This window comes from Ekhidna algicida, from assembly GCF_051379705.1.
In the GTDB taxonomy this organism is placed as follows: domain Bacteria; phylum Bacteroidota; class Bacteroidia; order Cytophagales; family Cyclobacteriaceae; genus Ekhidna.
Genome location: NZ_CP179868.1, coordinates 3,710,099 through 3,723,009, shown reverse-complemented (window position 1 = coordinate 3,723,009; position 12,911 = coordinate 3,710,099). Strand labels below are relative to the sequence as shown.

The 12,911-nt window shown below is 40.7% G+C and carries 12 protein-coding genes; 4 read left to right on the top strand and 8 right to left on the bottom strand.

Features of this window, described 5'->3' with window-relative positions; translation table 11 throughout:
- The first annotated feature begins 116 nt into the window (after positions 1-116).
- Positions 117-524, top strand: coding sequence for an alternative ribosome rescue aminoacyl-tRNA hydrolase ArfB (arfB, locus tag ACL8WY_RS16760; protein WP_436515908.1), 408 nt, complete (start codon positions 117-119; stop codon positions 522-524).
- A gap of 5 nt (positions 525-529) precedes the next feature.
- Here the strand turns inward: arfB and ACL8WY_RS16755 are convergent, their stop codons facing one another.
- From ACL8WY_RS16755 to ACL8WY_RS16730, 6 genes are all read right to left on the bottom strand, one after another.
- Positions 530-757 carry a hypothetical protein gene (locus ACL8WY_RS16755; RefSeq protein ID WP_436515907.1) on the bottom strand — a complete coding sequence of 76 codons (228 nt, stop codon included), beginning with the start codon at positions 755-757 and terminating at the stop codon, positions 530-532.
- Positions 758-860: 103 nt separating this feature from the next.
- Positions 861-2,237: an aminotransferase class V-fold PLP-dependent enzyme gene (locus tag ACL8WY_RS16750; RefSeq protein ID WP_436515906.1), complete on the bottom strand. Its 1,377-nt coding sequence runs from the start codon at positions 2,235-2,237 to the stop codon at positions 861-863.
- 127 nt (positions 2,238-2,364) lie between these two features.
- Positions 2,365-2,964 carry a rhodanese-like domain-containing protein gene (locus ACL8WY_RS16745; RefSeq protein WP_436515905.1) on the bottom strand — a complete coding sequence of 200 codons (600 nt, stop codon included), beginning with the start codon at positions 2,962-2,964 and terminating at the stop codon, positions 2,365-2,367.
- The gene (locus ACL8WY_RS16740; RefSeq protein WP_436515904.1) at positions 2,951-3,538 is read right to left on the bottom strand and encodes a YeeE/YedE thiosulfate transporter family protein; all 588 of its coding nucleotides are present in this window, start codon (positions 3,536-3,538) and stop codon (positions 2,951-2,953) included. Before ACL8WY_RS16740 ends, ACL8WY_RS16745 begins: the two co-directional genes overlap by 14 nt.
- Complete coding sequence (locus ACL8WY_RS16735; protein WP_436515903.1) at positions 3,535-4,056, bottom strand: YeeE/YedE thiosulfate transporter family protein; 522 nt, start codon at positions 4,054-4,056, stop codon at positions 3,535-3,537. The genes ACL8WY_RS16740 and ACL8WY_RS16735 overlap by 4 nt, the downstream gene beginning before the upstream one ends.
- Positions 4,056-4,964, bottom strand: a complete 909-nt coding sequence (locus tag ACL8WY_RS16730) for a sulfurtransferase (RefSeq protein WP_436515902.1) — start codon at positions 4,962-4,964, stop codon at positions 4,056-4,058. The genes ACL8WY_RS16735 and ACL8WY_RS16730 overlap by 1 nt, the downstream gene beginning before the upstream one ends.
- Positions 4,965-5,094: 130 nt before the next feature.
- Between ACL8WY_RS16730 and ACL8WY_RS16725 the strand changes: the two genes are divergently transcribed.
- Genes ACL8WY_RS16725 through ACL8WY_RS16715 form a run of 3 tightly spaced genes read left to right on the top strand, consistent with a single transcriptional unit; the run spans position 5,095 to position 7,436 of the window.
- Positions 5,095-6,387, top strand: coding sequence for a sensor histidine kinase (locus tag ACL8WY_RS16725; protein ID WP_436515901.1), 1,293 nt, complete (start codon positions 5,095-5,097; stop codon positions 6,385-6,387).
- Positions 6,384-7,058: a response regulator transcription factor gene (locus ACL8WY_RS16720; protein WP_436515900.1), complete on the top strand. Its 675-nt coding sequence runs from the start codon at positions 6,384-6,386 to the stop codon at positions 7,056-7,058. Before ACL8WY_RS16725 ends, ACL8WY_RS16720 begins: the two co-directional genes overlap by 4 nt.
- Positions 7,059-7,067: 9 nt before the next feature.
- Positions 7,068-7,436, top strand: a complete 369-nt coding sequence (locus ACL8WY_RS16715; protein ID WP_436515899.1) for a DUF1801 domain-containing protein — start codon at positions 7,068-7,070, stop codon at positions 7,434-7,436.
- A 49-nt stretch (positions 7,437-7,485) separates the two neighbouring features.
- On the opposite strand, the gene ACL8WY_RS16710 is transcribed toward ACL8WY_RS16715, so the two are convergent.
- Positions 7,486-9,546, bottom strand: a complete 2,061-nt coding sequence (locus ACL8WY_RS16710) for a M13 family metallopeptidase (RefSeq protein ID WP_436515898.1) — start codon at positions 9,544-9,546, stop codon at positions 7,486-7,488.
- 208 nt (positions 9,547-9,754) lie between these two features.
- Positions 9,755-12,910 (bottom strand): caspase family protein, encoded by a 3,156-nt coding sequence (locus ACL8WY_RS16705; RefSeq protein WP_436515897.1) that lies wholly within the window; start codon positions 12,908-12,910, stop codon positions 9,755-9,757.
- Between the last annotated feature and the right edge of the window lies 1 nt (position 12,911).

Genomic DNA, 12,911 nt, shown 5'->3' with positions numbered 1-12,911 from the left:
ATTTATTTGTTTCGATAAAATAGAAACTAATCGATTTAGCTATAAAAAGTTAACTTTTCAATGGAATCAAAACGTAACTCATTTATCATGATTGGTAATGTAATTTCACTAAAAGTATGAGACGTGTTTCAGTAGGCCAAATACGTAAGGAGATTGAAGTAACTACTGCCAGGAGCGGCGGTTCTGGGGGACAACATATCAATAAAGTAGAAACAAAGGTCATTCTTCGTTTCAATGTGATGGAGTCTAAGATTCTAACTGATTCGGAAAAAGAAGTGATCAAGGTTGCATTGAAAACCAAGTTCACCAAGGATGGTGAACTGATCGTGTCTGCAGATGGAAAGCGATCACAATTGAAGAATAAGGAAATAGCCTTCAAGAAACTTGATCGATTACTCGCTAAGGCATTTGCCGTGAAGAAGAAAAGAAGACCTACTCAACCTACAAAAGCGTCAAAACACAAGAGAGTAGATGAAAAGAAGAAACTGGGAGAGAAGAAAAAATGGCGCCAGAAGCCCATTTAGTTGATTTAATCTGAAGTTTCCTTGAAGATAGAAACACCCAGCAAGTAAGAGTTCACGATTAGATTCTTGTTGCTCTTAATGGTGTTTTTGATGGATTCAAGCGATCCTTCTTTTTCGGCCAGATCATTACCTTTGTTATTAAATCCTTGAGCCAAAACAATGCCGCTAACCAATAAGCCAAGCGTCAATGCGATTATTTGAATGCCTCTTGATTTTTTAATATGCTGCTTCATTTTTCAAGTGTTTAGGTAATTAGTACCCGGAACAACTGATTTATTACACTAACGGTAAAAAAAAATTAAAGATTCTGAAATTTAAAGAAAGAACTCACCCGGTTCACTTCGCAACTTCTCGAATTGCATCCAAAATGTAATATGCTTCATCATCCGTCATCGTGGGATGAATTGACAATCTGACCCATCCTGGTTTAGCCGCTAGATTTCCTTTATCTATCTGATCGGTTATTTCTTTTGACTTGATTGTGCTGATGTTTAACAGGTAATGTCCATAAGTACCAGCGCAAGAACATCCACCCCGGACTTGTATGCCATAGTCGTCGTTTAGCATTTGCACAGCATTATTAAAGTGAACATTCTCAAACACCATTGATATGATACCTAGCCTTCGTCTTACATTTTTAGCCAGGACATAAAGGCCCTTTACTTCGGTTAACCCATCCCAGAGTATATCCATAAGTTGTTCTTTTCGCATGGAAATCTTTTCCAAACCCATCTGTTCTTTTAATTGTATGGCTAATGATGCCCGAATGGTCTGAAGTATCGCTGGTGTTCCTCCATCTTCTCTTTCTTCAATGCAATCAATGTACCTCCTTCCTCCCCAAGGATTGGTCCATTCTACCGTGCCTCCTCCGGACACATCAGGAATCTCTTTAGCGTAAAGGTTTTGATTGAATATGAGTATTCCTGATGATCCGGGACCGCCTAAAAACTTATGTGGTGAAAAAAAGATTGCATCTAAATAAGACGTATCATCAGGATGCATGTTCATGGTTACGTATGGAGCTGAACAGGCAAAATCGACAAAACAATAACCTCCATGTTTATGGAACAATGCGGCAATCTCATGGTAAGGTGTTTCTATACCTGTCACATTCGAACATGCAGTGATAGCTGCAATTTTTTTCCTGTTCGGGAAACGCTTTAGCTGCAATTCAAATTCCCTCAATGAAACTAGTCCATTTGAGTCTGGAGGTACTACCACTACTTCCCCGATGGTCTCCAACCAGCTTGTATGATTAGAATGATGTTCCATGTGAGTAACGAATACAACTGGCCGATCTCTCTGCAGCACATCCTTTCCATTCACTCTTAATCCCAGAATTCGCTGAAACTTGTTTACCACATCTGTCATTCCGGATCCATAGCATACCAATACATCTTCATCACTTGCATTTACGTGATTCTTAATGACTTGACGCGCATTCAGATATTGCTTAGTGATAAACGAACCCACGTAATTGGTCTCAGTATGGGTATTTGCTATAAATGGCATGATGTCATTCATCAACTTCTCCTCAAGTGGCCTGTAACATCGCCCACTAGCTGTCCAATCTGCATAGAGCATCCTGATCATTTTTCGTTCACCGACATCTATGCAACTATCTTTTCCAATAATATTTTCACGAAAGAATTGAAAATAATCCTCCAGGGATTGAGTAAGGATAGAACCATGATTATGAAACGTCGCAATCATAATTAATTGATGAGTTTCAACTCTTCGTCAGTCCACATAATAGGCTTTTCTCCCTTATCTGCCGAGTAGGGAAATAATAGTATCAATGGTAGTATTAGTGCGTATTTCATTTCGATTAATTAATTATTCAACATCCTTTTCTAACAAGTTTGCTTACCGACTTTACTTTTGGCCATTTCGAATTAGACAAGTCAATTCTATAGTAATCCAGTAGCAGAGAATCCGCTTTAAAATCAGCATATCCTCCATAGAATTGACACAAATCATGCACTTGCTTGAAAAGCTTTTCATCATTCACGTGATCCCCAAAAGGCAAGGTTGGATAAAGCAAATGATCGTACCAATCTCGAATTCCTCCATATAGTATATGTGATTTGGTTCTGAGGCTATCAGGTAGCAAATCCCAAATTCGTCTATCAAGTAGATCATCACCGGAATAAAAGATGGTAGGCTCTTTTATGGTTTTTAAATCGAGGCTCTGAAGAGAGTTATTCTTTGCTTTTGGAATATGAAATTCTGCATAGGATGCTGAGTCTCTCAAATCTATCAATGAAAACTTCTCTTGATTCTTAATCTTCTCTGCCAGCTCGACCACTCCGATGAAATTGGGTTGTTTATTCACTCCATTCAATCCATCAGGTGTGGCTATCGCCACGGCAATTCCTGCTAGTATAAATGCAAAGCCAGCTAGTAGTAGATTGTTAATATTCCCCTTACTTCTTTGCATGGTAATTCTCTAGTTTCTCTGAAGCCCAAAATCCCAATAATGCGACAATAAGAAGAATAAATACAACAACTCCCTCAGGTAACTTGAACACCTCCGCAAAAGTGACATTCCCCATTGCGCCTGCGGTGTAGAAGTCTTCAATCCAGGGATAAAGCTCTCCAAAAATGAAAATTCCAAAAAACAAACCTGCAACATTCATGAGTCCATCCAGGCTCCCTGTAGACGAAGCAACACAAGAAGTTCCCGGACAGTATCCGCCAATGATAAACCCAACCCCGAAGACAAGACCACCAATCACTTGCGGCCAAACAAAAGTTGGAGTTAAGTAGATTAGATCGGCATGAATGACTCCTAACCAATTGAGCCAGAAAACCCCTAGCATGGCTGTAATAATTGCTGTAAACATCATCTTAAATACCGTGAGATCTTTGAGATAGAATTGAGCTGAAAGTTTCTTCGCACTACCCAGACCAGCGCGTTCAAGAAAGAAGCCGAAGGCAACGCCAATCAGAAGGGCAAACGCGAGACTTGCCTCTTCGCCAATCCATCCGAAATCATAAAAGGGTCCTTTCATATCCAAAGACGTTTTACAAACCCAGCCATGGCATAGGCTCCAACAAACAGTGCAATCATAAATAGCCAACTACCCACATTCATCATTGCTCCACCGGTCAGCGCTTGGCCACTCGTACATCCTCTGGCAAGCTTTGTCCCGAAAGCCATTATTATTCCGCCAACAAATGCATAGAAAAATCTTCTCCTATTAGTAATGAGTGAACCCTTTTCTACTTTTATTTTGATCCTCCCGGCAAGCCTTCCCGAAATGAATCCCCCAATGAGTACACCTAACACCTCGAAGACGAGCCAATCTTTCAGCGGATGAACCGTACCATCTCCAAGGTAGCCAGCATAGAAGGCGTTAGCTTTGGCATGACTTTCGGCTATGGAGTGTACTCCGGTGGCAACCAATGATGTCATTGCACCGGATGCGCCAATTCCTCTCCCCATCACCACGAATGTGGCTAACAACACAAGTCCTAACCCTACTCCTGATATATAGGGATTCCAATATGCCTGCGGTTTCTGCGCCATCAGTCCTCCTCTACGGGTAAAGATTCATCTTTCCCCCAGACATTGAAGGAAGGATCATACATCCTGACATCTTCGAAACCTAGCATTTTTGCAGCTGTATATACCACAGTAAGCTGCATCCCTATGTGACAATAGAGCACCAAAGGTTCACTTTTATCCAAGCCTTGATTCTCAAAAATCATTTGCAAAGCGTCTATGGATTTGAATGTATACGCTCCAATTTCCGATGCCTTGTACAGACTTGTATATGGGATGTTTTTTGCACCCGGTATTCTCCCCAACCTTGCACCATGTGTTGGGTTGATGCCTTTATAGTAAGCCTCGGATCTGCAGTCAATAATGGTGTTTTTATCATTTTCAATGCTGGACTGCATGTATTTTGTATCAGCTAAAAGTTTCGTGTTGGAGTTAATTTCAAATGTTCTGTGTGCTGGTTCTTGTTCTTCTTGAGTTACCTCGCCACCACCAGCTTTCCATGCTACCAAACCACCATCTAGTATGTAGGTCTTGTCCCCGTGACCTACATAATCAAAAGTGAAGTAAAGGCGAGTCACCAATGGAATCCAGTTAACCGGAGTGTAAATCACAACCTCCGTATCGTTCGCTATTCCCAGGCTCTCAAAGTAAGCTTTAAGCTCCTCATCTTTTGGTCGATCAAATACAATGTTATTTTCTCGATCATCATAGGTGTAATCTCCGGGGGACACGAATAGTGCACCTGGTATATGTTCTTTTTCAAAATCTTCCTGTGTTCCAATGTGGAGAATGACTACATCATTATTATCCATTTTTTCTGACAACCAATCTGAGTCCACAAGGATGTTGGGTTTCTGAGCCATCGAACAAATGGGCAGAAGAATCATCAATAGAAGTAGTAGTTTGAGTTTTTGCATGATTTTCTTTTTCATGCATTTTACGATTTTGTTTAAAGCAAACGAGTTAAGTCGGTGTTAAACACACTTAAGAAAACGTTAAAAGAGTTAAGGAAACGTTAATTAATGTGGGGTAAATGCTAAATGCAGTTAATTTGAATCTAGAATGAAAATCAGTAAATACAAGCTTGCCGTCTTATTTCTGATCGTAATCAGCTCACTTGGGGTCTTGCTATTTATGCAATTTCAAATAGTTGAGCGCGACATTCAGAAAAATCAAACCATGATGGAGTCTTCCATCGCTGGAATATTATCGGATTTGTATGACATCATGATGTTTAATTCTGATCTGGCAAAATTCACTAACGCGTTTTACGGGTCTGGTACTTTTGAATTTACCAACGAATCAAATCCTACAGACTCACTTCAAATCATCTTAAAGAACGGCCTGGATGAAGTGATGTCTCTCAACTACCCTGATTTAGACTATAAGGTTGACGGCTTTATCTCCGGAGAATATGGATGCATCATTCATCGCACACACAGATCTGAATTGCCGCGCGTTGATATGCTCAAGGAGACAGACAATCACATGTGCTTTTGCATGGTGCTGAATAACACTCTTGATATTTCGATGACTTATACTAATAAAGAAGAGATATTGATCGGAGATTCTGCGGGTATTCTGCGGGCGAGTTTTCTGGTTATTGTCGTTATCATCTCTTCATTCTGGTATACGATCTATACCATTCGAAAACAACGTAAACTCTCGGACCTTAAGCGTGATTTCGTCAACAATCTAACGCATGAGTTTAAGACACCTATTTTTTCAATTTCATTAGCGGCTAAGTCCATCAGGGAATCAGGCATTAGAAATGAAACAGAAAAGCTGGATAGTTATGCCAACCTCATCAGCAATGAGTCAAGGAGATTGCAAGGGCAAGTAGATAAAATCCTGCAGATGGCTATGCTAGATTCGGGCAACCTGAACCTTGAGAAAAAGAAGATCGACCTTCACGAGTTAATTAAGAATGTCACCGAAGGTTTCAAAATGATCATTGAGCAAAAAGATGGAATTATTGATCTGCATCTCGATGCACAAGAGTCAGAAATTATTGCTGATGAAACACATTTAAGCAATACGTTATTCAACCTGATTGACAATGCTCAAAAATATTCAAGTGACAAACCACAGATCGAAATTAGAACTGAAAGTAATCAGTCAGGGATAACTTTCCACATAAAGGATCAGGGTATTGGCATGGACAAATCGACTCAGAAATACATCTTTGATCAGTTTTATAGAGCTCAAAAAGGAGATGTTCACAATGTGAAGGGTTTCGGTTTAGGTCTAAGCTATGTCAAAAGAATCATAGAACTTCATAATGGAACTATTGAACTAAAAAGTGAGCCAGCTAATGGCAGTGAATTTAAAATCTATATCCCCTTTACCAAATGAATAGAGTCCTCCTTGTAGAAGACGACAATAGTCTCGGATATATCCTCAAAGAGTATTTGCAGATGCATGACTTTGAAGTGGTGTGGGCTAAGGACGGTGAAATAGGTCTCGATGAGTTTAGAAAAAATCTTTTTGATATATGTGTACTTGATGTGATGATGCCTAAGAAGGATGGATTCACATTAGCTGAAGAAATCAAAAAACTTCAAAGTGAAATACCATTGATTTTCCTGACTGCCAAATCTATGAAAATTGATAAGCTCAAAGGCTTCAAAGTAGGATGTGACGATTACATCATTAAGCCAGTGGATGAGGAAGAACTAATCGCTCGAATTCAGGCTGTTTTGAGAAGAAGTTCCAAGCAATGTTCCAAATCTGAGCATTTCTTAATTGGCACTTTTGACTTCCACACAAAAAATCAGGTGCTTACGCAAGGTGACACAACTGTGCACCTGACTCAAAAAGAAAGTAAGATCCTGGAGATGCTCTGCTCTGATCTTGGTGAACTTGTAGAGCGAGATCATATTTTACACGTATTGTGGGGAGATAACAGCTATTTCAAAAGGCGAAGTATGGATGTATTTATTTCTAAACTGAGGAAGTATCTGGAAGCCGATGCAAAGGTCAAGATTACAAATGTGCATGGAAAGGGCTATATCTTAGAGGCCTAAATTACGGCCATGATTGATGAACTGGAAAGCTTCTATCTAAGCAAGGAGGAACCTAATAAAAGCTGCCTACTCGCTCTACGTGATATTATCCTTAAGCAAGACTCAGAGGTGACTGAAACCAGGAAATATGGAATGCCATGCTTTTGTTACAAAGGGAAAATGTTTTGCTATTTGTGGGTAGATAAGAAAAGTAACCAACCTTATATTCTCTTCGTGGAAGGTAAACATCTCGATCACCCAAATCTTGAAACAGGCACACGCGCTCGAATGAAAATATTACGTTTCAATTCCTCAGCCGATCTACCAATAAAAACCATTATCCAGCTGTTAAATCAAGCAATTGATTTGTATAGAAATGGTGTGATAAAAATCAAATAAAAAAGTCACACACCTAAGGCATGTGACTTTTTACTACGTTCAATATTTTTTACCAGATGATCACTCGATCTTCTTCGGATCTCCAAAGCTCATCGCCTTCTTTAACGTCAAATGCTTGGTAGAAGGTCTCCATATTGGTCAGTGGACCAATGGCTCTAAACATACCTGGTGAATGTGGGTCTGTTAAAACCTGAGTTCTCAGCGTTTCATCTCTATACTTGGTTCTCCAGATAGTGGCCCATGAAATGAAAAGTCGTTGCTCAGGAGTGAATCCATCAATTAAGCCCGGGTTTCCATTTTCCTCCAGGTAAATCTGAAGTGCATCATATGCGGCATTCAAACCACCCAGGTCACCAATATTTTCTCCGAGCGTCAGCTTACCTTGGACATTCACGCTATCCAATGCTTCATAGGCATCAAATTGTGCAACAAGCTTGGCACTTCGTTCTTCAAACCTGTTCTTGTCATCCTCTGTCCACCAGTTCACCATATTTCCTTCAAAGTCGAATCGGCTGCCCTGATCATCAAAGCCGTGAGAAATTTCATGTCCGATTACTGCACCCATGCCACCATAGTTTACAGCCGCATCCGCAGTGTAATTGTAGAATGGAGGCTGCAAAATAGCAGCTGGGAATACGATCTCATTATTCAAAGGATTGAAGTAAGCATTTACTGTTTGTGGATTCATACCCCATCGTTCCTTATCTACAGGCTCACCTATCTCCTGGATATTCTCTTGAAATTGCCATCTCCATGCATTCTCCATGTTTTCAAAATAGCTATAAGACTCCCCGCTGTTTTGTACTTCTAGCGTAGAGTAGTCTCTCCATTTATTCGGATATCCAATCTTAACGGTTAAGTTGTTTAGCTTCTTCAAAGCTTGTTCTTTCGTCTCTTCAGACATCCACTCTAGGTTTTTAATTCGAGCGTCGAACGCTTTCATCAGGTTTCCAACCATTTCTTCAGCGCTTGCTTTTGCTTCTGGTGGGAAAGTTTCAGCTACATATACTTTACCAATAGCCTCTCCTATTACTCCGTTTGTAGTGGACAAAACGCGTTCAGATCTTGGTCTCATTTGCTCTGTACCTCTAATGGTTTTTCCATAGAAGTCGAAGCTTGCTGCCACCATTTCATTGTTTAGGAAATTTGCTGCTCGATTCAGCACGTTCCAGGTAAGGTAGCTTTTGATTTTGCTCATCTCTACCTCATTTAGCGTTGCAGTTACTTCACGCATGAATTTCGGCTGAAGAACAATCAACGTATCTACTCTGGACATATCTACACCTACTTCATTTAAGTAAGTATTCCAATCTATTGCTGACGAAATGTCCTGCAATCCCTCAACATTCATTGGGTTGTAAAGCGCTGGGATATTTCGTGCCTCAATCGGTGTTAAAGAAGCCAGAGCTAATCTGTTTTCAACTTCCATCACATCCTTAGCCATTGCATCGCCATCACCGGAAACACCAGATAAATTCATCATTCTTGAGATATGAGCTACATATTTCTCCCTTATCTCTTTTGATTTAGCATCTTCCTTAGTGTAATAGTCTCTGTTTGGAAGTCCTAAGCCGCCTGCGGTTATATACAGCGAATTGATTTTGCTATCCATCAGGTTTGCAAAAGACGCGACTCCATGAAACGGGCCATACCCGGATCTGTGCATTTCTGCCAAGAGGCTTTGCAAATCTTCGTTTGATTCCAGTGCATTTATCTTCTCCATCCACTTCGTCAATGGCCTGGTTCCTACTCGCTCAGCAAGTGTGGAATCCATTCCTACTGCAAAGAAGTCGATAGCTTTTCGCTCATCAGTTCCATCACCGAAATCTGGATTCTGAGCAGAACGATCCATGATTTCAAGCATGATTTTATCATTCTTTTCTCGCAACTCCGGGAATCCTCCCCATCTACCTTCATCAGCGGGAATTTCCGTTTTATCGAGCCAGTTGCCATTTGCAAACCGATAAAAATCCTTTTTAGGATCTACTTCTTCTCCCATCATCGTAACGTCGAGACCAGGAGGCATTTCTTTGGCTTTAGAGTCATCTTGAGGTGCAGTACATGCGCCCAGAACCACAAGAGCCAATAAAGTGAAAATTAAGTTTTTCATATTTAGATTGATTTTAAGAGTTTAAAGTTATGAAAATGAATGAGTTAACTATACAAGTGTTATGTCAAGTGGTAAATTTTCAGGTTAAGTGATCGAAAACAGAATTGATCTAGATCCTAATGCTACCTCATAGCAGATACAAACTTAAGTCAGCTACTCTGAGTCGTTTGTTCGTTAATCATACGATTTCTTACAAAGTCTATTTTAATTACTCCTCCACTATTACAATTGGAAAGTCCTGACCTCTGGAGAAGGTGTGGGGATACTGTGGGCTTCCTTTATATAAGATGCTCAGCTCGGGCACTTGATCGTCAAGATACCCTTTCAATTCATAAATTGTCACCTTACCGTCTTTGGGCGCTCCATCTGCTTCTCCAGCCAGCCCTTTTAGCAGTGCATACGTAAACAAGCCGTGACCCAATGATTCAAACTCCGTTGCGTACTGTTCGCTTCCTGCTGCAGCCATTACGTGAATGCCGGAGCTACGAGAAAGCTGAGCGATCGCTTTTTCCTCAGGAGCACCCCGCTGTGCTAAAACCTCAACTGACCCACCTGATTGGCAAGCATCCATAACGATGAGCTGCTTAAGTGCTTTTATATCCAACATAGCTTGTTGTAATTGTGAAGCCTCAATCCCATATTCATCCATCTTGTCTCCATCATAAAGTCTGCTGGCTCCAGAGGAAACCAGAAAAAATTTTCCATCTATCATGCTGCCATGCCCGGCATAGTAAAACACAAAGACATCATTGACTGAGATTTGATCTTTTAGCTGAGCTACCTTTTTCAGTATGTTTTCCTTGGTTGCCTCCTTATCATATATCTGATGTAACACCACGTTTGAATATATTTCCTGACCTTGCTTCCTCATCTGTTCAGCAAATGAACTGGCATCCGATTTAGCATAATTGAGATTTAATGCCTTGTTCTGATATTCATTGATACCAACGGCTAATATGTGGCATGTACTTCCTGGTACTTTTGAATCTGAAAACAAAGTGACTGAGGCCTTATTGGATTCAAGGTTTGCATTGGATGAAGCTGTGGCTGTGAATTCATTATGCCCTGCGACCAATGGATATTCAATGGAATAGATCTTTGCGTTCTTATCTGATCGAACTTTCTGAATCTGCGGCTCCAATGAAACCCTTCTTCCATTGTGATAAAGCCTTACTTCCTTAATGCCGCCGCCCTTGTCTTCAGCCTTCAAGTACAATTTGGCAGTTTCTGCCTGAACCAAACCGGAAAGCTTTAACACTGGAGGTGGATCCTGATCGAGGAGATTGCCCATAGACTTTTTACCTGCTCTCTTCGAACTAAAAATATCTTCGACAAGGCCAGGCACATAGAATTCATTCATTAGCTGGTCCGCGCCTACGGCTTCCATTCCACGAACAAAATGAATATTTGAAATCGCATCATCTGTCGCATCAAAATATCCATCGGGAGTTTTGACCATCCAATCATTTTTACCTATTTGAATGTGTTCAAATAGTTCTTTCTTTTCACTCAAGTTCCAAAACTTAGTCACGCCATCTACATCAGATGTCATCATCAAGTTGTCTTTTATATCCAAACCATTGATTTCAGCCTGATGACCTCCAAGAGAACTGATTAGTCTGCCACTTTCTTTATCCCAAAAACTAACCAGACGATCGGCACCCGCAGAGATGATTTGATCACCTGCCATAACACCACCAAATACGGGTCTATTGGCAAAAAATCGACGTTTGATTAATCCACTGTATAAATCCCAGAGAATGATTGAGCCATCCCAACTGGTCGTTAGAATTTCATTATTTCTAACCTGGATCGTGGTAACAATATCCGTGTGTCCTACAAATTCCTTTACAAATCTCTTAGTCTCTACTTCCCAAAGTTTGAGCGTTTTATCCAGCATGCCTACAACCAGATAGGCATCATTTTCTGTGAAGCCTAATACATAGGTGGAAGCTCCTTCATTGTATATGTAATTGTATCGTTCCCAGGTTGCAGTTTCCCAAAGGCTTATTACTCCATCCCAAGCTGTACTTGCGAGCAGTTTTCCATCGTGACTTAACTCGATATCGAACACAGGTTCTCTATGAGCTTTAATCTCCTTAATTACCTGACCTGTGGATTCATTCCAGATGATGATCTTGCCATCACCCGCTCCTGTGGCAATGACATTATCTCCTATTCGTTCAAAGCATAAAACTCCCTTCTCGTGTCCCAGAAATTCCATCGAGATGGATGCATTCTTCACGTTCCATTTACGAGCCTTGCTTCCTGTTTTTCCTATAAAAATTGATTCCTTGTCAAGGAATCTTGCTGATCTATATTTCACCCACTTAGCGATGTAGTGCTCCCAATAACTTCCCAGGTCATAGTCAAGCCCGGTGCTCGATTGATTAAGAATGCCATTGTATCGTCTAAGTTCATTGCCAGAAAAATCTGTGACAACAATCTCTTTATCAACGGCAATTACGATCTCTTTCTCAAATGGATGAAATGAGGCGTCATTAATTTCTCCCTCCATCGACCATTTTGCAGCCAGGGAGCCGGACTTATTTTTATAGAGAAATATTGAATCTTCTGTGGCTGCCAGATAATGTTCTCCAACTTCTTCAAAATCGACAGCTGCGATATCTCTAAACTCGCGTGTTCCCTCCCATAGTTTCTTACCATTTTGTAGGTCGTATTTTGTAAATGTGGTGCCATTCGATAGTTTGAGCAATTGATTCTCTTGTACAGCTGAGAGTGTTCCGCAACCTCCACAATACCCTTTCTCAGGTTTGAATTCATATTTCAATGACCAATCACTTGTTGCATATACCTTAGCTGTTCGGTTGTCTTCACCAACAACCAAGTAGGTATCATCCGGGCTAAAATTGACACTTACTCCATAGCCAACACCGCGATCTGCGTTGGATTTTATTTTTTTGAGTAGCGTGAAATCTTGTGCATTAAAAATCGATATGGAGTCGGCATAGCTTCCTACAGCAAGCATTTTTCCATTGGAGCTGAAACTAACGGATGTAACATACTCTCTAAATTTTCCACTTTGCCAAAGCATTTCTCCGGATTCAATGTTCCAAATCCCGGCGGTACCATCTGCGCTGCTAGATGCCAGGCGCTGACCACCGAAATCAAACCCATTGACTGTATTAATGTGCCCTATTAAGGATCTGATCTCTTTTCCGGATGTGGCGTCCCAAATTTTAACAGTCTTGTCTCTGCTTGCAGTGATTAAATAGTTACCATCTGCTGTGAAAGTTGCTGCCTTTACCGCTTCGCCGTGTCCTTTTTGAATGACTGCCTGAAAAGATTGAGCCTCTGCGAAACAGAGGCTCAGAAAAAAAATGATATTATGTGTTACTCTCAAG

Excerpts from the sequence above, each read along its gene's own strand:
- ACL8WY_RS16710 (WP_436515898.1), bottom strand. The coding sequence starts at position 9,546 with ATGAAAAACTTAATTTTCACTTTATTGGCTCTTGTGGTTCTGGGCGCA.
- arfB (WP_436515908.1), top strand. The coding sequence starts at position 117 with ATGAGACGTGTTTCAGTAGGCCAAATACGTAAGGAGATTGAAGTAACT.
- ACL8WY_RS16730 (WP_436515902.1), bottom strand. The coding sequence starts at position 4,964 with ATGAAAAAGAAAATCATGCAAAAACTCAAACTACTACTTCTATTGATG.
- ACL8WY_RS16750 (WP_436515906.1), bottom strand. The coding sequence starts at position 2,237 with ATGATTGCGACGTTTCATAATCATGGTTCTATCCTTACTCAATCCCTG.
- ACL8WY_RS16715 (WP_436515899.1), top strand. The coding sequence starts at position 7,068 with ATGATTGATGAACTGGAAAGCTTCTATCTAAGCAAGGAGGAACCTAAT.
- ACL8WY_RS16745 (WP_436515905.1), bottom strand. The coding sequence starts at position 2,964 with ATGCAAAGAAGTAAGGGGAATATTAACAATCTACTACTAGCTGGCTTT.
- ACL8WY_RS16725 (WP_436515901.1), top strand. The coding sequence starts at position 5,095 with ATGAAAATCAGTAAATACAAGCTTGCCGTCTTATTTCTGATCGTAATC.
- ACL8WY_RS16755 (WP_436515907.1), bottom strand. The coding sequence starts at position 757 with ATGAAGCAGCATATTAAAAAATCAAGAGGCATTCAAATAATCGCATTG.
- ACL8WY_RS16720 (WP_436515900.1), top strand. The coding sequence starts at position 6,384 with ATGAATAGAGTCCTCCTTGTAGAAGACGACAATAGTCTCGGATATATC.
- ACL8WY_RS16740 (WP_436515904.1), bottom strand. The coding sequence starts at position 3,538 with ATGAAAGGACCCTTTTATGATTTCGGATGGATTGGCGAAGAGGCAAGT.
- ACL8WY_RS16735 (WP_436515903.1), bottom strand. The coding sequence starts at position 4,056 with ATGGCGCAGAAACCGCAGGCATATTGGAATCCCTATATATCAGGAGTA.